Annotated in this window: 23 protein-coding genes, 1 other RNA gene and 1 pseudogene; 17 read left to right on the top strand and 8 right to left on the bottom strand. The window is 64.4% G+C overall.

Annotated elements, in window-relative coordinates:
* Positions 1 to 126 precede the first annotated feature (126 nt).
* The 6 genes from BMI01S_RS02655 to BMI01S_RS02630 all read left to right on the top strand — a co-directional run bounded on the left by BMI01S_RS02655 (position 127) and on the right by BMI01S_RS02630 (position 5,984).
* A complete protein-coding gene (locus BMI01S_RS02655; protein ID WP_028209416.1) occupies positions 127 to 1,110 on the top strand; it encodes a LysR family transcriptional regulator in 984 nt (327 codons plus the stop codon).
* Between the two features lie 227 nt (positions 1,111 to 1,337).
* Complete coding sequence (locus tag BMI01S_RS02650; protein WP_028209417.1) at positions 1,338 to 2,624, top strand: Glu/Leu/Phe/Val family dehydrogenase; 1,287 nt, start codon at positions 1,338 to 1,340, stop codon at positions 2,622 to 2,624.
* A gap of 241 nt (positions 2,625 to 2,865) precedes the next feature.
* A complete protein-coding gene (locus BMI01S_RS02645; RefSeq protein ID WP_028209418.1) occupies positions 2,866 to 3,759 on the top strand; it encodes a glutamate/aspartate ABC transporter substrate-binding protein in 894 nt (297 codons plus the stop codon).
* Positions 3,760 to 3,844: 85 nt separating this feature from the next.
* Entirely contained in the window at positions 3,845 to 4,585 is a 741-nt protein-coding gene (locus tag BMI01S_RS02640; RefSeq protein WP_028230077.1) for an amino acid ABC transporter permease, read from the top strand.
* Positions 4,585 to 5,262 (top strand): glutamate/aspartate ABC transporter permease GltK, encoded by a 678-nt coding sequence (gltK, locus tag BMI01S_RS02635; protein ID WP_028209420.1) that lies wholly within the window; start codon positions 4,585 to 4,587, stop codon positions 5,260 to 5,262. Before BMI01S_RS02640 ends, gltK begins: the two co-directional genes overlap by 1 nt.
* Positions 5,259 to 5,984 carry an amino acid ABC transporter ATP-binding protein gene (locus tag BMI01S_RS02630; protein ID WP_028209421.1) on the top strand — a complete coding sequence of 242 codons (726 nt, stop codon included), beginning with the start codon at positions 5,259 to 5,261 and terminating at the stop codon, positions 5,982 to 5,984. Before gltK ends, BMI01S_RS02630 begins: the two co-directional genes overlap by 4 nt.
* Before the next feature lie 96 nt (positions 5,985 to 6,080).
* Here the strand turns inward: BMI01S_RS02630 and BMI01S_RS02625 are convergent, their stop codons facing one another.
* On the bottom strand, positions 6,081 to 6,989 hold the full coding sequence (locus BMI01S_RS02625) for a class II glutamine amidotransferase (RefSeq protein WP_081723312.1): 909 nt from the start codon (positions 6,987 to 6,989) through the stop codon (positions 6,081 to 6,083).
* Here BMI01S_RS02625 and BMI01S_RS40615 point away from each other — a divergent pair.
* The 4 genes from BMI01S_RS40615 to rnpB all read left to right on the top strand — a co-directional run bounded on the left by BMI01S_RS40615 (position 6,988) and on the right by rnpB (position 9,901).
* On the top strand, positions 6,988 to 7,350 hold the full coding sequence (locus BMI01S_RS40615) for a hypothetical protein (RefSeq protein ID WP_154671137.1): 363 nt from the start codon (positions 6,988 to 6,990) through the stop codon (positions 7,348 to 7,350). The two genes, BMI01S_RS02625 and BMI01S_RS40615, sit on opposite strands and share 2 nt — an antisense overlap.
* 62 nt (positions 7,351 to 7,412) lie before the next feature.
* Positions 7,413 to 8,468, top strand: a complete 1,056-nt coding sequence (gene pyrC / locus BMI01S_RS02615; RefSeq protein WP_028230080.1) for a dihydroorotase — start codon at positions 7,413 to 7,415, stop codon at positions 8,466 to 8,468.
* Entirely contained in the window at positions 8,465 to 9,415 is a 951-nt protein-coding gene (locus BMI01S_RS02610; protein ID WP_407668926.1) for a DUF3025 domain-containing protein, read from the top strand. The genes pyrC and BMI01S_RS02610 overlap by 4 nt, the downstream gene beginning before the upstream one ends.
* 66 nt (positions 9,416 to 9,481) lie before the next feature.
* An RNA gene (gene rnpB, locus BMI01S_RS38000) (RNase P RNA component class A) lies at positions 9,482 to 9,901 on the top strand.
* An 83-nt stretch (positions 9,902 to 9,984) separates the two neighbouring features.
* Here the strand turns inward: rnpB and BMI01S_RS02605 are convergent.
* Positions 9,985 to 10,407 carry an OsmC family protein gene (locus BMI01S_RS02605; RefSeq protein WP_028209424.1) on the bottom strand — a complete coding sequence of 141 codons (423 nt, stop codon included), beginning with the start codon at positions 10,405 to 10,407 and terminating at the stop codon, positions 9,985 to 9,987.
* A 635-nt stretch (positions 10,408 to 11,042) separates the two neighbouring features.
* Here BMI01S_RS02605 and rplM point away from each other — a divergent pair.
* From rplM to erpA, 3 genes are all read left to right on the top strand, one after another.
* Entirely contained in the window at positions 11,043 to 11,471 is a 429-nt protein-coding gene (rplM, locus tag BMI01S_RS02600) for a 50S ribosomal protein L13 (RefSeq protein WP_027795838.1), read from the top strand.
* Between the two features lie 11 nt (positions 11,472 to 11,482).
* Positions 11,483 to 11,875 (top strand): 30S ribosomal protein S9, encoded by a 393-nt coding sequence (gene rpsI, locus BMI01S_RS02595; RefSeq protein WP_028209425.1) that lies wholly within the window; start codon positions 11,483 to 11,485, stop codon positions 11,873 to 11,875.
* Positions 11,876 to 12,095: 220 nt separating this feature from the next.
* Positions 12,096 to 12,461, top strand: a complete 366-nt coding sequence (gene erpA / locus BMI01S_RS02590; protein ID WP_028209426.1) for an iron-sulfur cluster insertion protein ErpA — start codon at positions 12,096 to 12,098, stop codon at positions 12,459 to 12,461.
* 88 nt (positions 12,462 to 12,549) lie between these two features.
* Here the strand turns inward: erpA and BMI01S_RS02585 are convergent, their stop codons facing one another.
* The 3 genes and pseudogenes from BMI01S_RS02585 to BMI01S_RS02575 form a co-directional block, all read right to left on the bottom strand.
* Positions 12,550 to 13,704, bottom strand: a complete 1,155-nt coding sequence (locus BMI01S_RS02585) for an anhydro-N-acetylmuramic acid kinase (protein WP_028230082.1) — start codon at positions 13,702 to 13,704, stop codon at positions 12,550 to 12,552.
* A gap of 58 nt (positions 13,705 to 13,762) precedes the next feature.
* Positions 13,763 to 14,959: an RNA-guided endonuclease InsQ/TnpB family protein gene (locus BMI01S_RS02580; RefSeq protein ID WP_028230083.1), complete on the bottom strand. Its 1,197-nt coding sequence runs from the start codon at positions 14,957 to 14,959 to the stop codon at positions 13,763 to 13,765.
* Positions 14,953 to 15,532: pseudogene (locus BMI01S_RS02575) on the bottom strand (IS607 family transposase). The gene BMI01S_RS02580 and the pseudogene BMI01S_RS02575 overlap by 7 nt, the downstream one beginning before the upstream one ends.
* 264 nt (positions 15,533 to 15,796) lie before the next feature.
* Between BMI01S_RS02575 and tyrS the strand changes: the two are divergent.
* The 4 genes from tyrS (at position 15,797) to BMI01S_RS02555 (ending at position 19,687) form a co-directional block, all read left to right on the top strand.
* Positions 15,797 to 17,062 (top strand): tyrosine--tRNA ligase, encoded by a 1,266-nt coding sequence (gene tyrS, locus BMI01S_RS02570; protein ID WP_028230084.1) that lies wholly within the window; start codon positions 15,797 to 15,799, stop codon positions 17,060 to 17,062.
* The gene (gene dtd / locus BMI01S_RS02565; protein WP_028230085.1) at positions 17,059 to 17,529 is read left to right on the top strand and encodes a D-aminoacyl-tRNA deacylase; all 471 of its coding nucleotides are present in this window, start codon (positions 17,059 to 17,061) and stop codon (positions 17,527 to 17,529) included. Before tyrS ends, dtd begins: the two co-directional genes overlap by 4 nt.
* Positions 17,530 to 17,532: 3 nt before the next feature.
* Entirely contained in the window at positions 17,533 to 18,216 is a 684-nt protein-coding gene (locus BMI01S_RS02560) for a histidine phosphatase family protein (RefSeq protein ID WP_028209431.1), read from the top strand.
* Between the two features lie 316 nt (positions 18,217 to 18,532).
* Positions 18,533 to 19,687, top strand: a complete 1,155-nt coding sequence (locus tag BMI01S_RS02555) for a branched-chain amino acid ABC transporter substrate-binding protein (protein WP_028230086.1) — start codon at positions 18,533 to 18,535, stop codon at positions 19,685 to 19,687.
* 85 nt (positions 19,688 to 19,772) lie between these two features.
* Here the strand turns inward: BMI01S_RS02555 and BMI01S_RS02550 are convergent, their stop codons facing one another.
* The 3 genes from BMI01S_RS02550 to ruvA all read right to left on the bottom strand — a co-directional run bounded on the left by BMI01S_RS02550 (position 19,773) and on the right by ruvA (position 22,530).
* The gene (locus tag BMI01S_RS02550) at positions 19,773 to 20,732 is read right to left on the bottom strand and encodes an oxygenase MpaB family protein (RefSeq protein ID WP_028230087.1); all 960 of its coding nucleotides are present in this window, start codon (positions 20,730 to 20,732) and stop codon (positions 19,773 to 19,775) included.
* A 37-nt stretch (positions 20,733 to 20,769) separates the two neighbouring features.
* Positions 20,770 to 21,846, bottom strand: a complete 1,077-nt coding sequence (gene ruvB, locus BMI01S_RS02545) for a Holliday junction branch migration DNA helicase RuvB (protein ID WP_028230088.1) — start codon at positions 21,844 to 21,846, stop codon at positions 20,770 to 20,772.
* A 102-nt stretch (positions 21,847 to 21,948) separates the two neighbouring features.
* Complete coding sequence (gene ruvA / locus BMI01S_RS02540) at positions 21,949 to 22,530, bottom strand: Holliday junction branch migration protein RuvA (RefSeq protein ID WP_028209435.1); 582 nt, start codon at positions 22,528 to 22,530, stop codon at positions 21,949 to 21,951.
* Positions 22,531 to 22,643: the final 113 nt, after the last annotated feature.

The raw sequence follows: 22,643 nt of genomic DNA, 5'->3' as shown, positions 1-22,643 counted from the left end.
GGGGTGGCCGACAGTCCCGCAGGTGCAACCGGCAGACGCCGCCGCAAAATCCGCCGACGCCGCCATCCCCCAGGCGCACGCCTGCGGGCCTAGAATGCGGACTTCACATCTGCTTCATGGCCTCGCATGGAACTCAAATGGCTCGAAGACTTCGTTTCGCTCGCGGAGACGCATAGTTTCAGCCGCTCGGCCGAACTGCGCCACGTGACCCAACCGGCCTTCTCGCGCCGCATCCAGGCGCTCGAAGCGTGGCTAGGCACCGAATTGATCGATCGTTCGGTTTATCCGACCCGCCTCACCGCGGCAGGGCAGGTCTTCTACGAGCAGGCGCTCGCGATGCTCTCCCAGTTCCACGAGGCGCGCACGCTTTTGCGCGGCCATACGGCCACGCCCGAGGCGACCATCGAATTCGCGGTGCCGCACACGCTGTCGCTCACCTACTTTCCGCGCTGGCTGCAGCACATCGAGGCGAAGCTCGGCCGCATCCACACGCGGCTGCGCGCGCTGAACGTGCACGACGCCGTGCTCTCGCTGGTGGAGGGCGGCTGCGACCTCGTGATGGGCTATCACCACCCGAGCCATCCCGTGACGCTCGATCCCGCGCGTTACGACACGCTGACCCTCGGCATCGAGTCGATCAGCCCGTACTCCGCGCCCCAGCGAGCCGGGCGCGCGCGCTACACGCTGCCCGGCACGCCCGATGCGCCCACCCCGTACCTCTCCTATACGCCGAACGCGTATCTCGGCCGCATGACCGAGGTGATCGTTGCCAACGCACCGGCGCGGCTCTATCTGGACCGTGTGTACGAAACCGATATGGCGGAAGGGCTCAAGGCAATGACGCTGGCGGGGCATGGCATCGCCTTTTTGCCGCACAGCGCGGTGGAGGACGCGGTGGCCCAGGGCGAGCTGATCCGGCTCGATCGCGGCACGCGCGGCGTCCCGGAGGGACAGTTCACGCTCGACATGGAGATTCGCCTGTATCGGGACAAACTCGCGACGCAAGGCGACGACGCGCGCCAGGCGCTCGTGCGCGAACTGTGGGAGGCAGTGAGCGACGAACGCGCGCAGGGCGAGGGCGCGGCGGTGCGCAGCGGGCGCTCGAATTGACGCAAGCTGCGGTGTACCGCGCTCGCAACGAGTGCGGTAGACCACGCACAAGCAAGCTCGAAACAGTCAGGCTATTTCAGCCGCTACCGCCCGAACGAGCCTCCGGCGACACGTTTTTTCGACTTCCTGGAGGTTATGCAAGAAAAGCATAACGGGATAATCAAACGGCATTGGATTTCGTATGGGCGTTTTCTGACAATGGCACCACTTGTTCCATTGGAGCGTTCATGTCATCCCAACTGCAGTCGGTTCCCTCCTATCTCCACGCCGACGATCTCGGCCCCTGGGGCAACTATCTTCGTCAGGTCGATCGTGTGGCGCCGTACCTCGGCTCGCTCTCGCGCTGGCTCGAAACGCTCAAGCGTCCTAAGCGCATCCTGATCGTCGACTGCCCGATCGAACTCGATAACGGCACCGTTGCTCACTTCGAAGGCTATCGTGTCCAGCACAACGTCTCGCGCGGTCCCGGCAAGGGCGGCGTGCGTTATCACCAGGACGTTACGCTCTCCGAAGTGATGGCGCTGTCCGCGTGGATGTCGGTGAAGAACGCTGCAGTGAACGTGCCGTACGGCGGCGCGAAGGGTGGCATCCGCGTCGATCCGCGCACGCTTTCGCGCGGTGAGCTCGAGCGCGTGACGCGCCGCTACACCAGCGAAATCGGCATCATCATCGGACCGAACACCGACATTCCCGCGCCGGACGTCAACACGAACGAGCAGATCATGGCGTGGATGATGGACACCTACTCGATGAACCAGGGCCAGACGGCCACGGGCGTCGTGACGGGCAAGCCCATCTCGCTCGGCGGGTCGCTCGGCCGCCGCGAGGCAACGGGCCGCGGCGTGTTCGTCGTGGGCTGCGAAGCGGCTCGTCGCACGGGTCTGTCGATCGAAGGCGCGCGCATTGCCGTGCAGGGCTTCGGTAACGTCGGCGGCATCGCAGCGCGCCTCTACCAGGAAGCGGGCGCGAAGATCGTCGCCGTTCAGGACCACACCGGCTCGCTCTACAAGTCGAGCGGCATGAATGCCGAAGCGCTGCTCGAGCACGTCGCGAAGACGGGCGGCGTGGCCGGCTTCGCGGGCGCCGAAGTGATGGCGAACGACGAATTCTGGACCGTCGAAACCGACATCCTCATCCCGGCCGCGCTGGAAAACCAGATCACCGAGAAGAACGCGGGCAAGATCCGCACGAAGATCATCGTGGAAGGCGCGAACGGCCCGACCACGACGGCAGCCGATGACATCCTGCACGACAAGGGCATCCTCGTGATCCCCGACGTGGTGGCCAACGCGGGCGGCGTGACCGTTTCGTACTTCGAGTGGGTGCAGGACTTCTCGAGCTTCTTCTGGACCGAGAACGAGATTAACGAACGTCTCGAACGTGTGATGCGCGAAGCATTCACGGCCGTGTGGCAGGTCGCGAGCGAGCAGAAGGTTTCGATGCGTACCGCAGCGTTCATCGTCGCCTGCAAGCGCATCCTCATGGCGCGCGAAATGCGCGGCCTGTATCCCTGATCGCCCTCGTCACGAGCGTGAGACGCTGCGCGCCGTGCCGGGCAAGGCGCGCGGCCAAGTGACGAAACGGTGACAAGTTTTTGCGCTGCACATCAAGGCGCAGAGAAGGCGGACGTCCTCCACAAGGGGGCGTCCGCCTTCGCACCTTGGGCCCATGGGAGCGTGGCGCCAGGGTCACTCTCGGTTCTTTCAGAAAAATTACTTTGATAAACTAACGGCGGTTCTTGTACCGGAGAAAACAATGCAAATCAAACAGACCGCCGCGCTGCTCGCACTCCTTGGTTGCTTCGCCACCAGCGCTTTCGCGCAGGACGCGGGCACGCTCAAGAAGATCAAGGACACGGGCGTCATTTCGCTCGGCCATCGCGAGTCGTCCATCCCCTTCTCGTATTACGACGACAAGCAGAATGTGATCGGCTATTCGCAAGACTACGCGATGAAGATCGTCGAGGCGGTCAAGCAGAAGCTGAACATGCCTAACCTGAAGGTCAAGCTCGTGCCCGTCACGTCGCAAAACCGCATTCCGCTCGTGCAGAACGGCACGGTGGACATCGAGTGCGGCTCGACCACGAACAATACCGAACGTCAGCAGCAGGCCGCCTTCACGAACACGATTTTCGTGATCGGCACGCGCCTCATGACGAAGAAGGACTCCGGGATCAAGGACTTCGCCGACCTCAAGGGCAAGACCGTCGTGACGACGGCGGGCACGACGTCCGAGCGCCTCCTGCGCAAGATGAACCAGGACAAGAGCATGGGCATGAATATCATCAGCGCGAAGGACCATGGCGAGTCGTTCATGACGCTCTCCACGGGCCGCGCGGTGGCGTTCATGATGGACGACGCGCTGCTCGCGGGCGAGCGCGCCAAGTCGAACAATCCCGGCGATTTCGTGATCGTCGGTCAGCCGCAGTCGCGTGAAGCGTACGGCTGCATGATGCGCAAGAACGACCCCGAGTTCAAGAAGGTCGCCGACGACGCCATCGCCAAGGTGCAGACCTCGGGCGAAGGCGAGACGATCTACAAGAAGTGGTTCGAGTCGCCGATTCCGCCGAAGGGCCTCAACCTGAACTTCCCGATGAGCGACGACATGCGGGCGCTGTTCAAGAACCCGAACGACAAGGCAATCGACTAACGCAGCCGCGGCCAACGTCGACCCAGCGTCAAACACGGAACGGAAGAAGCGCCGCTTCTTCCGTTCTTTTTGTTGGAGTCTCTTTATGTCCTATCACTGGAACTGGGGCATTCTGCTCAGCCCGGTTTCGACGGGCGAACCGACCACTTATCTCGGCTGGATCCTCTCCGGCCTCTGGGTAACGGTCTCGGTGTCGCTGTGCGCATGGGTGATCGCGCTCATCGTCGGGTCGTTCTTCGGGGTGCTGCGCACGGTGCCGAACAGGGTGCTCGCGGGTATCGGCACCGCCTATGTGGCGATCTTCCGCAATATTCCGCTCATCGCGCAGTTCTTCATCTGGTACTTCGTGCTGCCTGAAATCGTGCCGCAATCGATCGGCACGGCGTTCAAGCAGGCGCCGCCGGGTGTGCAGTTCTTCTCGGCGTCGGTCGTCTGTCTCGGGCTCTTCACCGCGGCGCGCGTGTGCGAACAGGTGCGCTCGGGCATCAACGCGCTGCCGCGCGGCCAGCGCGCCGCCGGGCTCGCGATGGGCTTCACGCAGTGGCAGACGTACCGCTACGTGCTGCTGCCGGTCGCGTACCGCATCATCGTGCCGCCGCTCACCTCCGAATTCCTCAACATCTTCAAGAATTCGGCGGTCGCCTCGACGATCGGTCTGCTCGATCTGTCCGCCCAGGCGCGCCAGCTCGTCGACTACACGGCGCAGACCTATGAATCGTTCATCGCCGTCACGCTCGCGTACGTGCTCATCAACCTCGTCGTCATGACGCTCATGCGCTGGGTCGAGGCGAAGTCGCGTCTGCCCGGCTACATCGGAGGCAAGTGATGCATCACTTCGACTGGAGCGGCATTCCTGGCGCATTGCCCACGCTGTGGACGGGCGCGATCATCACGTTCAAGATCACGCTGTGCGCGATCGTGGTCGGCATTGTCTGGGGCACGCTGCTCGCGCTCATGCGGCTCTCGAGCGTGAAGCCGCTCGAATGGTTCGCCAAGGGCTATGTCACGATCTTTCGCTCGATCCCGCTCGTGATGGTGCTGCTGTGGTTCTTCCTGATCGTGCCGCAGGTGCTGCAAAACGTGCTGGGTCTCTCGCCCGACATCGACATTCGCCTCGCCTCGGCGATGGTCGCGTTCTCGCTGTTCGAGGCCGCGTATTATTCGGAGATCATTCGCGCGGGTATTCAGGCGGTGGCGCGCGGGCAGGTCAACGCCGCGTTCGCGCTCGGCATGCGCTACGGCCAGGCCATGCGCTACGTGATCCTGCCGCAGGCGTTCCGCGCGATGGTGCCGCTGCTGCTCACGCAGGCCATCGTGCTTTTCCAGGACACCTCGCTCGTGTACGTGATCAGCCTCGCGGACTTCTTCCGCACGGCCACCAACATCGGTGACCGTGACGGGACGATGGTCGAGATGGTACTGTTCGCGGGCGCATGCTATTTCGTGATCTGCGTGATCGCGTCGAGCCTTGTGAAAGGTCTTCAGAAAAAGGTCGCAAGATGATTTCAATCAAGAACGTTTCGAAGTGGTACGGCCAGTTCCAGGTGCTGACCGACTGCACGACGGAAGTGAAGAAGGGTGAGGTGGTGGTGGTGTGCGGGCCTTCGGGCTCGGGCAAGTCCACGCTCATCAAGACCGTCAACGGGCTCGAGCCGTTCCAGCAGGGCGAGATCCTCGTGAACGGCGAGTCGGTGGGCGACAAGCGCACCAACCTCTCGAAGCTGCGCTCGAAGGTGGGCATGGTGTTCCAGCACTTCGAACTGTTCCCGCATCTGTCGATCACCGAGAATCTCACGCTCGCGCAGATCAAGGTGCTGGGCCGCGGCAAGGACGAGGCGACGCAAAAGGGCCTGAAACTGCTCGACCGTGTGGGCCTGCGCGCGCATGCCGACAAATTCCCGGGCCAGCTCTCGGGCGGCCAGCAGCAGCGCGTGGCCATCGCGCGCGCGTTGTCGATGGACCCCATCGCCATGCTGTTCGACGAGCCGACGTCGGCGCTCGACCCCGAGATGATCAACGAGGTGCTCGACGTGATGGTGGAGCTTGCCCAGGAAGGCATGACGATGATGTGCGTGACGCACGAAATGGGCTTTGCGAAGAAGGTCGCGCACCGCGTGATCTTCATGGACAAGGGCGCCATCGTCGAGGACGACCAGAAGGAAGCCTTCTTTGCGAGCCCGAAATCGGACCGCGCGAAGGACTTCCTCGCGAAGATCCTCCACTGAGTCTGCTCGTTCCTACGCTTGCAGCAAGCGAAAAGCCGCGCTCGATGCGCGGCTTTTCTTATTTCTCGCGGCTGAACGCGCGGTGCGGCGCTTGCGTTACTCGCCCCAGGTCTGCAGTGCGGCGACGGCTTCCGGGTCCACCTCGCCCGGCTGCGCCGCGCGCGGCGCGCTGGCGGAGGCATCGAGGCAAGGGTTGGCGAGCTTGTCGAGCACTTTCTGCGGCACCGGAACACTCGTCCTGGCGATCACATCGCCGTGCTGGAACATCATGAGGTCGCCGGGCGCGAAGCGGGTCCAGACTTCGTTGTCGGTGAGCGGCGCGGTGGCGATCACGGCCACGCGGTCCTCGGGCGTCGTGTACTTGGCGAAGTCGATGGAAACATCGGCGTCGACGAGATGCGCCGTCGAAAACGGCCAGCGGCGCACGAGATAGTGGAGGTGCGTCGAGCAATGCGCGAACAGCGCCTGGCCGTTCGACATCAGGAAGTTGAACACGCCGAACTGCGTGACTTCGCGCGTGAGCGATTCGAGCGCGGCAAACAGTTCGTCGAGCGGCGGCTGGGCACCGGGGAACGCGTTGCGAAGGCCCTGCAGGAGCATGCAGAACGCCCGCTCGCTATCGGTCGTGCCGACCGGCTGGTACACGCCCGACAGCACCGGATCGAAGCCCTCCAGGTCGCCGTTGTGGGCGAAGATCCAGTGCCGGCCCCACAGCTCGCGCTGGAACGGATGACTGTTCTCGAGCGCGCAATTGCCTTGCGTGGCCTTGCGGATATGCGCGATCGTGTTGCGCGACTTGATCGGATAGTGCTTGACCATCTCGGCGATCGGCGAACGCGCCGAAGCCTCGTTGTCGATGAAGAGGCGGCAGGCCTTGTCCTCGAAGAATGCGATACCCCAGCCGTCGGCGTGGTGGTCGGTGGCGCCGCCGCGCGCCGCGAATCCTGTGAAGGAGAACGTGACGTCCGTTGGCGCGGCGCAGTTCATTCCGAGAAGTTGGCACATGGTGCTGATGGTGCGTGATGCAGCTAAGGCAACTCGACGCGGCGGCCATGGTGGCACGCAGAACCCGCCGCTGAGTTGTTGCATGAACCGGTACAATGATGATTTTCCAAGCATATCACCGGCCTGCGCGTCGCCAATACGAAATTTGTCGGATGCAAAGCAGGCATGCGTTGAACGGCACGCGCAGCCGCATGGCCTTCGCGAATTGTCGTATGCACGCGACGGTGCGCTCGGTGCTCGCGGTGGTCTTGCATCGGCCGACGCCGTGCGCTTTCCCGCGCTGCTGCTGATATGCCCGGAATTTCCGGCAACCTGCGCGCGTTTCCTCGAGCCAGGCGCCGTTCATTCATTCCGCTGTTGACTCTGCTGTTGACGCTGTTGTTGACCTCGCTGTCGATTCATTACCGCGCCTGAACTCTTGCCATGAACGCCTCTTCCCCCACGACTCTTACGCTCGCCCGTCCCGACGACTGGCACCTGCACGTGCGCGACGGCGCCATGCTGGCGGCGGTGCTGCCGCATACGGCGCGCCAGTTCGGCCGCGCGATCATCATGCCGAACCTCAAGCCGCCGGTCACCACGACGGAGCAGGCCGCCGACTATCGCGAGCGCATTCTCGCGGCGCTGCCGGCGGGCTCGACGTTCGAGCCGCTGATGACGCTCTATCTGACCGACAACACGCCGCCCGAGGAAATCCGCCGCGCGAAGGCGAGTGGCTTCGTGCACGGGGTGAAGCTGTATCCGGCCGGCGCGACGACGAACTCGGACGCCGGCGTAACCGACATCCGCAAGTGCGCGAAAACGCTCGAAGCGATGCAGGAAGTGGGCATGCCGCTCCTCGTGCATGGTGAAGTGACGAGCGCCGACATCGATCTCTTCGACCGCGAAAAAGTCTTCATCGACCGCGTGATGATTCCGACGCGCCGCGATTTCCCCGGGCTCAAGGTGGTGTTCGAGCACATCACGACGAAGGACGCCGTCGACTACATCCGCGCCGATCAAGCAGCACCCGGCCTGCTGGGCGCCACGATCACCGCGCATCACCTGCTCTACAACCGCAACGCGATCTTCCAGGGCGGCATCCGTCCGCACTATTACTGCCTGCCCGTGCTCAAGCGCGAGACGCATCGCGTCGCGCTGGTGGAAGCGGCGACCTCGGGCGACCATCGCTTCTTCCTCGGCACCGATAGCGCACCGCATCCGAAGGGGCTGAAGGAGCACGCCTGCGGCTGCGCGGGCTGCTACACGGCGCTGCACGCGCTCGAGCTCTACGCCGAGGCGTTCGACAACGCAGGTGCGCTCGACAAACTCGAAGGCTTCGCGAGCTTCTACGGCGCGGACTTCTACGGCTTGCCGCGCGCGACCGAAACGGTCACGCTGCGCCGCGAAACCTGGACGCTGCCGGCCGAGGTCGAAGCGGGCGATACGCCCGTCGTGCCGCTGCGCGGCGGCGAGCCGATCGGCTGGAAGCTCGCTTGAACGAGGCGGGGCACGGTGTGGCTGCGGGCGCAACGATCGCTGCAGCCACGACCGGCGATGCGAGCGCAGCGATGTTGGCGCGTGCGCCGCGCCGGACGCTGCCGGCCGGCGGCTTTGCCGATATCGACTGGGCGCGGCCGTGGTTCGCGCAACATGCCGCGCGCGGCCGGCGCTGGCAGCAGGCCGCGCTAGCGGGCTACACGCCGTATCTCGACGAACTGAACGCCGATGCGCGCGCCGCCGCCCGCCAGACGGGCCGCGGCCAGCCGCTCTCCTTCATCGCCCAGGACGATCTGCCCGAGGGCGCGGCCTACGAGGCGCATATCGCCGCGACGGGCTGCGTGCCGACGCGCCACAACCTGCACGATTTTTTCAACGCGCTCGCCTGGTTCTCGTTTCCTCGCATCAAGGCGGCGCTGAACGCGCGCCAGGCCGCGGCGATCGACGCGCTGGGCGTGGGTCCCACGCGCGGCGGCGTGCGTGACGCGCTTACGCTGTTCGACGAGAATGCGGTGCTGTACGCGTCATCCGACCCGGCGCTCGTCGCGGCGCTGCGCGGCTTCGACTGGCGCACGCTGTTCGTCGCGCAGCGGGCGGCCTGGGAGTCGCCGGACCTCCTGGAGAGCGGGAGCGATGGCAGCGCGCGCTGCGAAGTCCGCGTCTTCGGGCACGCGCTGCTCGAAAAGCTGATTGCGCCGTATCCGGCGTGCACGGCGCACGCCTGGGTCGTCGAGGTGCCCGAAGCCTGGTTCACCTGGTCGCGGGCGCAACGCGATGCGCATCTGGACGAAACGGTGAGCGCAACCCTGGAAAACGCCGCGATGCTCGACGGCCGCAGCTTTGCCCCGTTGCCGGTGCTAGGCATCCCGGGCTGGTGGCCGCCCAACGCAGACCCGGCGTTCTACGACGACACGACGGTCTTCCGTCCTGGCCGCCGCGCACGCTGAACGGAGAGCACGCGGCGATCCGGCCCCCTGTGCGGTCTGCCCGGCCGTGCTAAGATCGCGCCTCGCAAAGCAGGCCAGGCAGTCGCGGCTCCAAGGCTTCGGTGGGTTGAAGCAGCGGGGGCGAGGAAAGTCCGGACTCCACAGGGCAGGGTGATGGCTAACGGCCATCCGTGGCGACACGCGGAACAGGGCAACAGAGAACAGACCGCCGATGGCCCGATTTCGGTCGGGATCAGGTAAGGGTGAAACGGTGCGGTAAGAGCGCACCGCGTCTGCGGCGACGTAGGCGGCACGGCAACCTCCACCCGGAGCAATTCCAAGTAGGCAGGCGCGCATCTACGGATGCAGGATGGGGCCCCCGTCTCGTCTGCGGGTAGGAAGCTTGAGCGCGTCAGCAATGGCGCGCCTAGAGGAATGGCTGCCACGCGCGGCGCGTCTTCGGACGCGGCGTGTGCACAGAATCCGGCTTATCGGCCTGCTTTGCCGCCTCATCGATGCAAAAAGCCGGCGCGGTTCATCGAAGAACCGCGCCGGCTTTTTCTTTTCGCCGCCGATTTTTGCCGCTGAGCTTAGGCGGCAACGATCTCGAACGAATGCGTGATCTCGGCCGTCTTGCCGATCATGATCGACGCCGAGCAGTACTTGTCATGCGACAGGTTGATCGCCCGCTCCACGGTGGCCGGGTTGAGATTCTTGCCGGTCACGGTGAAGTGGAAGTGGATCCTGGTGAACACCTTCGGGTCTTCGCTGGCACGCTCGGCCTTGAGCGTGACGTTGCAGCCGCTCACTTCCTGGCGGCTCTTCTTGAGGATCAGCACCACGTCATAGGCCGTGCAGCCGCCGGTGCCGAGCAGCACCATTTCCATGGGCCGCGGCGCGAGATTGTGGCCGCCGCCTTCCGGCGCGCCGTCCATGTTGACGAGATGGCCGCTGCCCGTTTCGGCTGCGAACGCCATGCCGTCCTGACCCATCCAGCTAACTTTGCATTCCATGCGAGTGCCCCTGCGCGGTTTCTTGATTCAGACGGCATTGTAGCCCGCGCTTTACTGGTATGTCCGAGGGGACGTGGCGGCGCGCGCCTCGACAATTGTCCTTGAATGCTGCAATGCAAGATGCTGTCTTGGAGACGGATTTCCCTGGTCAGGTTAGGGGTTTCGCTCTATGTCGCTTGAGGTGGCCTCCGTAGCCGTTGGCATCAAGTGTCTGATAAACAAGGATTTTCTTGCGCACCACTCGCAGCTTCTTCGTTTCATATCGTGGTTCAGCATTTCGCAATGCAAATCTTCTTGCGCCGCACAAGGCCAATCCGTATAATTCATCTCGTTGGTTGTCGTGCTTCACGACACCTCAGCATGTCTCCTCCACCCTCCTCCAAAAGGTGGATTAAGCCCGAGCAAACGCGTTCGGGCTTTTTTTCGTCCGTCGCGCTCATGCTGCTTTGCCCTCGTTGACTGCAAATTTTGACGTGCGGCCAATTTTCCCTTTATAATCGTAGGTTCTCCGCATCCATGCCCGAGCGGAGACGGGGAAACTCGAACCAGGGAGAGCCTGCGCCGGCGCCAACGAGCGTCACCATACAAGCAGGACAAAAGAAGCACAGGGCACAGCATATTTTTTTGGATCGATCATGAAGACTTTTTCCGCCAAGGCACATGAAGTGCAGCGCGAATGGTACGTGATTGACGCGACGGATAAGGTTCTCGGCCGTGTCGCCAGCGAAGTGGCACGCCGTCTTCGCGGCAAGCACAAGCCTGAGTTCACCCCGCACGTCGACACTGGTGATTTCATCATCATCATCAACGCCGGCAAGCTGAAGGTCACGGGCAACAAGACCACCGACAAGAAGTACTACCGTCACTCGGGCTACCCGGGCGGTATCTACGAAACGACGTTCGGCAAGATGCAGGAACGCTTCCCGGGCCGCGCGCTCGAGAAGGCCGTGAAGGGCATGCTGCCGAAGGGCCCGCTCGGCTACGCGATGATCAAGAAGCTGAAGGTCTACGCAGACGCAACGCACCCGCACTCGGCACAACAGCCGAAGGCGCTCGAGATCTAAGGGGAGCCCACATGATCGGTAACTGGAATTACGGTACGGGCCGCCGCAAGAGCGCCGTCGCCCGTGTCTTCATCAAGTCGGGCAAGGGCGAAATCGTCGTCAACGGCAAGCCCATCGCCGACTACTTCTCGCGCGAAACGTCGCTCATGATCGTGCGTCAGCCGCTGGAACTCACGAACCACGGCACGACGTTCGACATCAAGGTGAACGTGACGGGCGGCGGCGAAACCGGCCAGGCCGGCGCAGTTCGCCACGGCATCACGCGCGCGCTGATGGATTACGACGCGACGCTCAAGCCGGCACTGTCGCAAGCTGGCTTCGTCACCCGCGACGCACGTGAAGTGGAACGTAAGAAGGTCGGTTTCCACAAGGCACGCCGCCGCAAGCAGTTCTCGAAGCGTTAATCCCAGATTGGCACTTCGGCCTGTGCTCCTCGCAGAGCACAGCGCTGCTGCAAAAGCCGTCCGCGCTCTCCGGCGCCGGGCGGCTTTTTCGTTTGTCGGGCTGATACAGCTACCGCGCGCAAGCGTCGACAAACTGGAGAAACCCTTGATTTTGTGGGCTTAAGCACGATATCGGGAAGAGCCCTACAATAGCGGCTAGAAGCTTTTTTGGAGAGTTCGAATGAGCGCTGTCACCGAAACTACCGCGACCGAAATGCCCGGTCCCTTCGTTTTCACCGAAGCAGCGGCTGACAAGGTCAAGCAACTGATCGACGAGGAAGGCAACCCGGAGCTGAAGCTGCGCGTATTCGTGCAGGGCGGCGGCTGTTCGGGCTTCCAGTATGGATTCACGTTCGACGAGACGATCAACGAAGACGACACCGTGATGAACCGCAACGGCGTCCAGCTTCTGATCGACTCGATGAGCTACCAGTACCTCGTCGGCGCCGAGATCGACTACAAGGACGATCTGAACGGCGCGCAATTCGTCATCAAGAACCCGAACGCGACCACTACCTGCGGTTGCGGCTCGTCGTTCTCGGTTTGAGCGATAGCGTCTGCTGATCCAGGGAAACGGGGCTTCGGCCCCGTTTTTTATTGTTACGCGTCCAGCATGCTCCGTATATGCAGCCTGCTCAGCGCGGATACATCGCGCCCAGCACGCGCTCGCCCGCCGCTCCCGTGACGGCCGAAAGATTGCCCGGCTCCCGCGCCACGCAGCGCATGGCGAGCCACGCGAAGGCGAGCGGCTCCACCTGGTGCGGCGGCACGCCGAGCGCCTCGGTCGTCGTGACGGTCACGCCCGCCACACCGCCCGTTTCGAGCGCTTTCTGCAGCGCCGCCATCAACACCGGATTGCGCGCGCCGCCGCCGCAGACATACACGGCGCGGCAATCGCTCGCGTGACGCTCGATCTCGCGCGCCACGCTGACGGCGGTCAGCGCGACGAGCGTGGCCTGCACGTCGGCGGGCGACAGCGATTCGAATGCCTTGAGCTTGTCGTCGAGCCATTGCGCGTTGAAAAGATCGCGGCCCGTGCTCTTGGGTGGCGGCTGCACGAAGAAGGGCTCGTCGAGCAGGGCGTTCAAGAGCGGCTGATGCGGCGTGCCGCTCGCGGCGAACTTGCCGCTTTCGTCGTAAGGCTTGCCCAGATGCCGCTCGGCCCAGAGATCGAGCAGCGCATTGGCCGGGCCGCAGTCGAAGCCGTGCACCGCGCCCGTTGCCGAGAGCACCGTGATGTTGCTGATGCCGCCCAGGTTGCAGACCACGCGTGTTTCTTCATGGGACCCGAACACGGTCGCGTGGAACGCGGGCACCAGCGGCGCGCCCTGGCCGCCCGAGGCGACGTCGCGGCTGCGGAAATCGGCGATCACGTCGATGTGCGCGAGTTCCGCGAGGAGCGCCGGGTTCTGGATCTGCACCGTGTAGCCCTTTTCGGGCCGATGCCGCACGGTCTGGCCGTGCGCACCGATCGCCCGCACTTCGGCGGGGGAAATACTGCCCGCGCGCAGCAACTCGTGGCAGCAAACCGCATAGCGGGCCGCTAGCGCGTTGCCGGCGAGCGCCACGCGCTCGATCTCATTCGCGCCCGGCTGTTGCAGTGAAAAAAGTGCCTCGCGCAGCCCTTGCGCGAACCCGACGAACGCCTCGGCCAGCACCACCGGCCGCTGGCCCGTCTCGAAGCGAACGGCAATGCCGTCCACCCCATCCATGCTGGTGCCCGACATCAGGCCGAAATACACGCCGTCGGCGGCGTGTGCGCTCTCGTTTCGTGCGTCGCGTCGCGCCACGTTGTGCTCCTTTCGTGAATGCAATCCAGTGCCGTTCTGCCAGACTGCTCATTCCTGATCAAACAGGAACAAAGCTGGCTTCCTGCTTCGCTGAGGCCGGTTTCGTCTTCGTTTTTCGACGAAGACCAGCGCCTTCCTCTCCGCGGGCTGACACCGTGGAACTCACGGCGTTGTTTCTCAGGTTCACGGCCGCGTTCACATCGCGGTCGTGAATTGTCCCGCACGCGGGACACGTCCATTCGCGCACCGACAGGGCGAGCTTTTCCAGCTTATGGCCGCATGCCGAGCAGGTCTTGCTGCTCGCAAAGAACCGGTCGGCAGCGACGATCACCCCGCCACGCATCCCGGCCTTGTACTCCAGCTGCCGCCTGAATTCAAAGAAGCTCATGTCGGCGATGCTGCGTGCCAGGTGCGGATTCTTCATCATGCCGCGCACGTTCAGGTCTTCCACGCCGATGATGTGAAACCGGCGCGTGAGATCCGTCGTGAGCTTGTGCAGGGCATCCAGGCGGATTGAGGCGATACGCGCGTGCAACTTTGCGAGCTTCGCCTTCGCCTTGCGGCGGTTTGCCGATCCTTTCTGCTTGCGCGACAGGCTGCGCGAGAGCCGACGCAGGCGACCCAGCAAGACCGTCTGAGCCTTCGGGCCGATCACCTTCTCTCCCGTCGAGATCGCCGCGAGGGCCGAAACGCCCAGGTCCACACCGCCCACGCCTTGGTTGTCGGCTTGGGGCAGGTGCGAGCTATCGGGCACATCGACGGTTATGCTGGCAAACCAGCGGTCAGCCACGCGGGAGATCGTGGCCGACATGATCTTGCCGGTCAAGCGCAACGACTCGCGCATGCGTACCCAGCCAAGATTGGGGATGCGAATGCGTGAACCGTCGACACTGAACTGGTCGTTGGTGAGGGAGAAGCGGTCGTGGACGCGTTTCTTGCGGAACTTCGGATAGCGCGCGCGGCCCGCGAAGAAGTTCTGGAACGCCTGCCCGAGCTGGATGATCGCCATCTGGGGCGCGTTCTTGGTCACCTCCAGCATCCACGGGAACTGCTCGCGCTTGAGCGCGTTCAACTGCCGCCGAAGCGCCATCTGCGACGGTTTGGGCAACGCGTTGTCGGCCTTCCAGGCCTCGTATTGACGCTGCCACTCGGCGAGCGCCCAGTTATAGGCAAAGCGTGCGGTTCCGGCCGCACGGACGAAGTACGTTGCCTGTGTGTTGTTCGGGTCGAGCGCGACGCGATGGGCGATCAGCATGCGTCCTCTATGGCCTTGCGCACCCCATCGATCAGCTTCTGGTTCTTGCGCGAACGACTGCCGTAGAGCCGGGCGCTGAAGACTGTGATGATCTCCAGCACGTCCCTGGCCAGATCTTCCTCGAACGTCATATCCTCGCCCCGATTGAGGATCACCACTTCCACGTTCTTCGCCTCGCAGATGGCGAACACCAGTTCCGCGCCGAAGCGCAGCAGCCGGTCCTCAAGCAGGCGCTTTAGGCCCTTCTTGTGGTAGTTCATGCCCGATCCAGGATCCGCGACCACTTCGAATGTCCACCCCTGCCGGGCGCAGTAAAGTTCAAGCACCTGCTTCTGCCGCTCCAGATCATCCTTCTGGTCATGGCTCGACACACGGGTAGGCGATCGTGCGCCGCGCGGCTTCAGGCGCATGAAACTGCTCAGGCCGAAGGCGCGCGAGGTCATAACGACGCCTACCGCCTTCGGTACGTTCATCTGCTATGAGCTTGCCTTCGCGCTCCCAGCGCCGCAATGTTTGCGCGGATACGCCCAGGAATGAGTCGGCTTCGTTGATACTGACCTGTTTGCGTGACACGCTCAAAATGTACACAAATGACCAAAAATGCGCAATATCACGCGATCAGCAGTTAAAGCCCTGCGCGAAGATTATCGGAGCAATGCGGTCCGAGCGTAAGCGCAATGGACGACTGTTACGCGTATTCTCCTCGCCAAAAGCGATTTCGCCCGATGGGTGCGGCGAGCAAACGCCGCGCACGCAACCCGCAAACCTCTGCCAGGCGAGTCGAATCACGTAAAATCGCGGTCTAGACCCAGACTTAACGACAGAACCGATCGAAGCATGAGCACCGAGTCCACCTCCCCCAACGGGCCCAACAGCGGCGCAAAAGACGCCTTTCCGGTCACCGACGAAGTCCGTCACGCGCTCGCCGTCACCAGGCGCGGTGTGGACGAACTCCTGATCGAAGCAGAATTCGAGCAGAAGCTCGCTCGCAGCGCGGCCACGGGCAAGCCGCTGCGCATCAAGCTCGGCCTCGATCCGACCGCGCCCGACATCCACATCGGCCACACGGTCGTCCTCAACAAGATGCGCCAGTTGCAGGATCTCGGTCATACCGTGATCTTCCTGATCGGCGACTTCACCTCGTTGATCGGCGACCCGTCGGGGCGCAACGCCACGCGCCCGCCGCTCACGCGCGAGCAGATCGAGTCGAACGCGAAGACGTACTTCGATCAGGCCGCGCTCGTGCTCGACCGCGACAAGACCGAAATCCGCTACAACAGCGAATGGTCGATGCCGCTCGGCGCCGACGGCATGATCAAGCTCGCGTCGCGCTACACGGTCGCGCGCATTCTGGAGCGCGAGGACTTCACCAAGCGCTTTCAGAGCGGCGTGCCCATCTCGATCCACGAATTCCTGTACCCGCTCATGCAGGGCTACGACTCGGTCGCACTCAATGCCGATCTGGAACTCGGCGGCACGGACCAGAAGTTCAATCTCCTCGTTGGCCGCGAACTGCAAAAGCAGTACGGCCAGGACCAGCAGTGCATTCTCACGATGCCGCTGCTCGAAGGCCTCGATGGCATCGAGAAGATGTCGAAGTCGAAGAACAACTACGTCGGCATCAGCGAGAAACCCAACGACATGTTCGGCAAGCTCATGAGCATTTCCGACACGCTGATGTGGCGTTACTTCACGCTGCTCTCGTTCCGGCCGATGGAAGAGATCGAAGGCTTCAAGCGCGAGATCGCAGCGGGCCGCAATCCGCGCGACTTCAAGGTGCTGCTCGCGCAGGAAATCGTCGCGCGCTTCCACTCGCAGGCCGACGCCGAGCGCGCGCTCGAAGACTTCAACCACCGCGCGAAGGGCGGCGTGCCGGACGACATTGCCTCGGTCACGCTCGCGGGCGCGCCGCTCGCCATCGGCCAGCTGCTCAAGCAGGCGGGCCTCGTGCCGTCCACGAGCGAAGCGCTGCGCAATATCGAGCAAGGCGGCGTGAAGATCGATGGTGCGACGGTCTCCGACAAGGGCCTGAAGGTCGAGGCGGGCGAGTTCGTCGTGCAGGTCGGTAAGCGCCGCTTCGCTCGCGTGACGCTCACCGCATGATTGCGCTGATCCAGCGCGTGCGCCGCGCCGAGGTCCGCGTGGCGGACAGCGGCGGCGAGCGCGTGACCGGCGCGATCGGCCAGGGGCTGCTCGCGCTCGTTTGCGCGGAACGCGGCGACACCGAGGCCAGCGCCGACAAGCTGCTCGCCAAGCTGCTCGGTTATCGCGTATTCAGCGACACCGCCGGCAAGATGAACCTGGGTGTGCAGAACATCGACGGCAATGGCGCCTCTGGCGGCCTGCTGCTCGTCTCGCAGTTCACGCTCGCCGCCGACACGAACAGCGGCCTGCGCCCGAGCTTCACGCCCGCCGCGCCGCCGGAAGAAGGGCGGCGTCTGTTCGACTACTTCGTCGCGGCCGCACGCGAGAAGCATCCGATCGTCGAGACCGGCGAGTTCGGCGCCGAAATGCAGGTGTCGCTCGTCAACGACGGCCCCGTGACGTTCTGGCTGCAAGTGCGCAACTGAATCATGAACACGCAAATCCTCTTCATCCGCCACGGCGAAACGGACTGGAATCGCATCAAGCGCATCCAGGGGCATATCGACATTCCGCTCGCTGAAAGCGGCGTGGCGCAGGCGCAGCAACTGGGCGCGCGGCTCGTGCAAGAAGTGCGGGCGGGCGCGCAGCTCGATGCAATCTGGTCGAGCGATCTGTTGCGGGCGCAACAGACTGCCCAACCCATCGCGGCGGCGCTGGGTTTGCCGGTGCAGCTCACCGAAGGCCTGCGCGAGCGCAACTATGGCGCATTCCAGGGCCATGACAGCGACGAGATCGCCGAGCGTTTCCCGGACGAGTACGCGCACTGGCAAACACGCGACCCCGGCTTCGCACCGCCCGAGGGCGAGTCGCAGCGCGAGTTCTATCACCGCGTGCTCCATGCGCTGGAGCCGATCCTGGCCATGCATCCGGGCGGGCGCATTGCGTGCGTCGCGCATGGCGGCGTGCTCGACTGCGTGTACCGCTTCGCAAACGGCCTCGCGCTCGACGCGCCGCGTGCGTGGCCGCTCCTCAACACGAGCGTGAACGTCGTCGATTTCGAGCGCGACGACTACGTGACGCAGGCAGGCATCGTCGCTTGGGGCGACGTAACGCATCTCGGCGGCATCAGCGCCGACGACGGTTTCAAGCGCGCGCCCGAGGCGGGGCGCTAAGCCGCACTTCGTTCAAGCGCGCGGCACGCTCGCGCGCGTGCTGTCGTTTCCCCTTTCTTCATATCCGCGCCGTTCCCGGTCCGCGCTGCCATTGCGGCGCGTCTCATCCTTTCCGGATGCTTTCGGTTTCTTTCCAAAAGCCAACCGAATTTTAAGCGTCCTGCTAATATCCATCCAACCTTTCGTGTTCGAGCCGCCAGGCGCGACGCCTGGCTTCGCGTCGAAGAGGGGCGCGCACGCATCCCACGCGTGAGGCTGCGACCCGAGGGTTGCATTCGAACCGGGTATCCCCAAAAAAACCGCAGGAGAAAGATCAATGACGTTCAAGCTTCACAAGCTGCCGCCGCTGAGCGCGGCAGTCATGGCGCTCGCAGCGCTGTCGGCTAACCACTCGGCGGCGGCGGCCGATCAGGTCGTCAGGATCGGCCACGTTGGCCCGCTCACGGGCGGTTCCGCGCACCTCGGCAAGGACAATGAAAACGGCGCGCGCCTCGCCGTCGAGGAAATCAACGCCAAGGGCCTTACGATCGACGGCCAGAAAGTCACGCTCGTGCTCGACGGGCAGGACGACGCCGCCGACCCGCGCCAGGCCACCCAGGTCGCGCAGAAGCTCGTCGACGACAAGGTCGTCGCCGTGATCGGCCACCTGAACTCGGGTGCCTCGATCCCGGCTTCGAAGATCTACAGCGATGCGGGCATCGTGCAGATCTCGCCGTCGTCGACGAATCCTTCGTACACGCAGCAGGGCTTCAAGACCACCTATCGCGTGGTCGCGACCGATGCCCAGCAAGGCCCGGCGCTTGCCGACTACGCGGCGAAGAACCTGAACGTCAAGACCGTCGCCGTGGTCGACGATTCGACGGCGTACGGGCAGGGTCTCGCGAACGAGTTCGAAAAGACGGCGAAGGCGCTCGGCATCAAGGTGCTCTCGCACGACGCGACCAACGACAAGGCCGTGGACTTCCGCGCGATCCTGACCAAGATCAAGGGCGAAAACCCCGACGCGATCATGTACGGCGGCATGGACGCCACCGGCGGCCCGTTCGCGAAGCAGGCGCGGCAGCTCGGCCTGCGCGCGAAGGTGCTGTCGGGCGACGGCGTGTGCACGGAAAGCCTCGCGCAGCTCGCAGGTGCGGCGACGGACAACGTCGTCTGCTCGCAGGCCGGCATGGCGGTCGAGCGCATGAACGGCGGCGCGGCCTTCGCCGCGAAGTACGAGAAGCGTTTCGGTCACCCGATCGAATTCGATGCGCCGTTCACCTACGACGCGGTGTTCATCATCGTCGACGCGATGAAGCGCGCGAAATCCACCGACCACGCCAAGGTCCTCGCGCAGATCCCGAGCACGGACTACAAGGGCGTGATTGGCGAGACGATCTTCGATTCGAAAGGCGACCTCAAGCACGGCGTGATCTCGCTGTACAACTACAAGGCGGGCAAGAAGACGCTGCTCGACGTGGTGAAGATGTAAGCACGCTGGCGCATCGACGCGCTGCAAGCGAGACGGCCAACCTGCGTGAGCGGGTTGGCCGTTCTTGATTGGATAGCGCCAGTCCCTATTGCGAAGGCGTTGCCGGCGGAGGCTTCGCCGCCGCCCGCCGCCGCGCCCGTTTCGAGACACCGTTGACGAGCGCCCAGCGCAACACCGGCGCAATCGCGCGCATGCCCGGCCGCACGACGGCGCGGCGCGCCAAGGCGAAGGTGTCGAAGCCGAGCATCCGTTGCGCAAACGGCGGCAACAGGTCGATACCGGCGTTCCTGATCAGCGCCCCGGCGGGGCGCATTCCGGGGCGCGGCGCGGGCGCTTCCATGAGCACGCGTACGACCTCGGCCGTGCGCTCGCTGGCAACGAGTTCGGGCTCCATCGACCGAAGATACGCAGCGATTTCGGCGCGCGAGCGCGGTACGTTCGTCGCGCCGAGCAGTTCGGCGATGCGGGCGACTTCGGCGTAGTACTGATCCTGTGCGCCGGCTGCCAGCGCGGGATTCACGTAGCGCAAATACGCGCCGAGAAAGCTTGAAACCTCGGCCACGTGCACCCAGGTCAGCAGCGCGGGATCGCTCGCGCGATAGGGGCGGCCGTCGGGCGCAATGCCGGTCACGGCGAGATGGATGTGCTTGACGCGCTCGATGAGCGCGAGCGCATCGTCGCGGCTGCCGTAGGTCGTGCCCGAGATGAACGTTGCGGTGCGTCGCAGCCGCCCGAGGATGTCCGAGCGAAACGTCGAGTGGTCCCAGACGCCCGCGAGCGCGAGCGGATGCAGCGCCTGCAGCAGCAGCGCGCTGACGCCGCCCGCCATCATCGCGGCGAAATCGGCGTGGACTGTCCAGCAGACGGCGTCGGGTCCGAAGAGGCCAGGGTCGCCCGGCGGGTGGGAGTAATCGAGTCTCGGGCCGCTGCCCGTCGTGAGATGCGTGACGCTCTCGGCGAGCGTCATGCGCAGGCGCCATGCGAACTGAGCGGCGAATCCGGTCGGTTCGGCAGCGTTGTGAGGACGGCCGGCGTGGTCGGACATCGTGTTCTCTCGCTCGCTGCGTGGTTGATCGCGCGCCTTATGACGCGTCCGGATCCCACAATTCGCCCGTCGATGCCTGGTCCGGCACGGTGAGGCCGAAGTGGCGATAGCTGAGCTGCGTGGCCACGCGGCCGCGTGGCGTGCGCTGCAGATAGCCTTGCTGAATCAGATACGGCTCGAGCACGTCTTCGATCGTGTCGCGCTCCTCGCCGATCGCGGCCGCAAGGTTGTCCACGCCCACCGGGCCGCCATCGAACTTGTGCAGGATGGCTTCGAGCAGCTTGCGGTCCATCAGGTCGAAGCCCACGGGATCGACGTCGAGCATGCGCAGCGCGGCGTCGGCGACGCTCGCGGTGATCGCGCCGTCTGCCTTCACCTCGGCATAGTCGCGCACACGGCGCAGCAGGCGGTTCGCGATCCGCGGCGTGCCGCGCGAGCGGCGCGCGATTTCCAGCGCGCCATCAGGATGGATCTGCGCGCCGAGCAGCGAAGCCGAACGCTGCACGATGCGCGAGAGCTCGCCCGCGTTATAGAACTCGAGGCGCGAGACGATGCCGAAGCGGTCGCGCAGCGGGTTCGTGAGCATGCCCGCGCGCGTGGTCGCGCCCACGAGCGTGAACGGCTGGAGGTCGAGCTTCACACTGCGCGCGGCCGGCCCTTCGCCGATCATGATGTCGATCTGGTAGTCCTCGAGCGCGGGATACAGAATTTCCTCGACGACCGGCGAGAGCCGGTGAATCTCGTCGATGAAGAGCACGTCGTTGGCTTCGAGATTGGTGAGCAGCGCCGCGAGATCGCCCGCGCGCTCCAGCACGGGGCCCGACGTCTGTCGAAGATTGACCCCCATTTCGCGCGCGATGATGTGCGCGAGCGTCGTTTTGCCGAGGCCCGGCGGCCCGAACAGCAGCACGTGGTCGAGCGGTTCGGAGCGGCGTTTCGCGGCCTCGATGAAGATTTCGAGCTGGCCGCGCACCTTTTCCTGGCCGACATATTCGTCGAGCTGACGCGGGCGCAATGCGCGCTCAAACGCTTCCTCGCGAGTCGAGGCGGGCGTGGCGGCGATCACGCGGTCGGCGCCGGCGCGGTTGGCGGCGAGTTTGTCGGTTTCGATCATTGGGCGATTGTACCGCGCGTGCCATGCGCTCAACGCTGCATCCCGCGCCCCGCGACAGGTGCGCAACTAACAGCGCCTGTCGCGTACGCGGGCGCCTCGCGATCACGTCTTCGAGAGCACCTTGAGCGCGAGCTTGATGCCTTCGGAAACGCCGGTGCCGGCGGGCACGCTTTTGACCGCTGCCAGTGCTTCCTTCTCCGAATAGCCGAGTGCGAGCAGCGCGTTGAGGATGTCGTTCGCGTGATCCGACGGCGAAGCGGCGGCGCCCATCGCGCCGAGGTCCGCGCCGAGCTTACCCTTGAGTTCGAGCAGAAGGCGCTCGGCCGTTTTCTTGCCGATGCCGGGCACCCGCGTGAGGCGCGCCGCATCCTGCTGCGTGACCGCTTGCGCAAGGTCGTGCACGCTCATACCGGAGAGCACGGCAAGCGCCATGCGCGCGCCGATACCGCTGATCTTGAGCAGTTCGCGAAACGTCGCGCGTTCCTGCTGCGTGCCGAAGCCGTAGAGCAGATGCGCGTCTTCGCGCACGATCATCTGCGTGAGCAGCACGATCTTCTCGCCGGTGCCGGGCAGGTTGTAGAACGTGCTCATCGGTACGTCGACTTCGTAGCCGACGCCGTTGCAGTCGATGAGCAGGTGCGGCGGGTTCTTTTCCAGCAGTACGCCGGCAATGCGACCGATCATGGCGGTTTCTGTGATGAGGGAAAGCTCAAGAGTGTAGCGGAGGGGACGACGGTGCGGCGCGCCTCGCCTGGACATTGGCCGTGCGGCCAGGCTGCGCTCGCGCGTTCAGCCGC

This window comes from Paraburkholderia mimosarum LMG 23256 = NBRC 106338 (assembly GCF_000739815.1).
In the GTDB taxonomy this organism is placed as follows: domain Bacteria; phylum Pseudomonadota; class Gammaproteobacteria; order Burkholderiales; family Burkholderiaceae; genus Paraburkholderia; species Paraburkholderia mimosarum.
Note: the sequence above shows the minus strand (reverse complement) of the source record. Positions and strands in the feature narration are given on the sequence as shown.

Excerpts from the sequence above, each read along its gene's own strand:
- BMI01S_RS02605 (WP_028209424.1), bottom strand. The coding sequence starts at position 10,407 with ATGGAATGCAAAGTTAGCTGGATGGGTCAGGACGGCATGGCGTTCGCA.
- gltK (WP_028209420.1), top strand. The coding sequence starts at position 4,585 with ATGCATCACTTCGACTGGAGCGGCATTCCTGGCGCATTGCCCACGCTG.
- BMI01S_RS02555 (WP_028230086.1), top strand. The coding sequence starts at position 18,533 with ATGACGTTCAAGCTTCACAAGCTGCCGCCGCTGAGCGCGGCAGTCATG.
- BMI01S_RS02650 (WP_028209417.1), top strand. The coding sequence starts at position 1,338 with ATGTCATCCCAACTGCAGTCGGTTCCCTCCTATCTCCACGCCGACGAT.
- tyrS (WP_028230084.1), top strand. The coding sequence starts at position 15,797 with ATGAGCACCGAGTCCACCTCCCCCAACGGGCCCAACAGCGGCGCAAAA.
- BMI01S_RS02560 (WP_028209431.1), top strand. The coding sequence starts at position 17,533 with ATGAACACGCAAATCCTCTTCATCCGCCACGGCGAAACGGACTGGAAT.
- erpA (WP_028209426.1), top strand. The coding sequence starts at position 12,096 with ATGAGCGCTGTCACCGAAACTACCGCGACCGAAATGCCCGGTCCCTTC.
- BMI01S_RS02640 (WP_028230077.1), top strand. The coding sequence starts at position 3,845 with ATGTCCTATCACTGGAACTGGGGCATTCTGCTCAGCCCGGTTTCGACG.
- BMI01S_RS02625 (WP_081723312.1), bottom strand. The coding sequence starts at position 6,989 with ATGTGCCAACTTCTCGGAATGAACTGCGCCGCGCCAACGGACGTCACG.
- BMI01S_RS02655 (WP_028209416.1), top strand. The coding sequence starts at position 127 with ATGGAACTCAAATGGCTCGAAGACTTCGTTTCGCTCGCGGAGACGCAT.
- ruvA (WP_028209435.1), bottom strand. The coding sequence starts at position 22,530 with ATGATCGGTCGCATTGCCGGCGTACTGCTGGAAAAGAACCCGCCGCAC.
- BMI01S_RS02645 (WP_028209418.1), top strand. The coding sequence starts at position 2,866 with ATGCAAATCAAACAGACCGCCGCGCTGCTCGCACTCCTTGGTTGCTTC.
- rplM (WP_027795838.1), top strand. The coding sequence starts at position 11,043 with ATGAAGACTTTTTCCGCCAAGGCACATGAAGTGCAGCGCGAATGGTAC.
- dtd (WP_028230085.1), top strand. The coding sequence starts at position 17,059 with ATGATTGCGCTGATCCAGCGCGTGCGCCGCGCCGAGGTCCGCGTGGCG.
- BMI01S_RS02550 (WP_028230087.1), bottom strand. The coding sequence starts at position 20,732 with ATGTCCGACCACGCCGGCCGTCCTCACAACGCTGCCGAACCGACCGGA.
- pyrC (WP_028230080.1), top strand. The coding sequence starts at position 7,413 with ATGAACGCCTCTTCCCCCACGACTCTTACGCTCGCCCGTCCCGACGAC.
- BMI01S_RS02630 (WP_028209421.1), top strand. The coding sequence starts at position 5,259 with ATGATTTCAATCAAGAACGTTTCGAAGTGGTACGGCCAGTTCCAGGTG.
- BMI01S_RS40615 (WP_154671137.1), top strand. The coding sequence starts at position 6,988 with ATGGTGCTGATGGTGCGTGATGCAGCTAAGGCAACTCGACGCGGCGGC.
- BMI01S_RS02580 (WP_028230083.1), bottom strand. The coding sequence starts at position 14,959 with ATGCTGATCGCCCATCGCGTCGCGCTCGACCCGAACAACACACAGGCA.
- ruvB (WP_028230088.1), bottom strand. The coding sequence starts at position 21,846 with ATGATCGAAACCGACAAACTCGCCGCCAACCGCGCCGGCGCCGACCGC.
- rpsI (WP_028209425.1), top strand. The coding sequence starts at position 11,483 with ATGATCGGTAACTGGAATTACGGTACGGGCCGCCGCAAGAGCGCCGTC.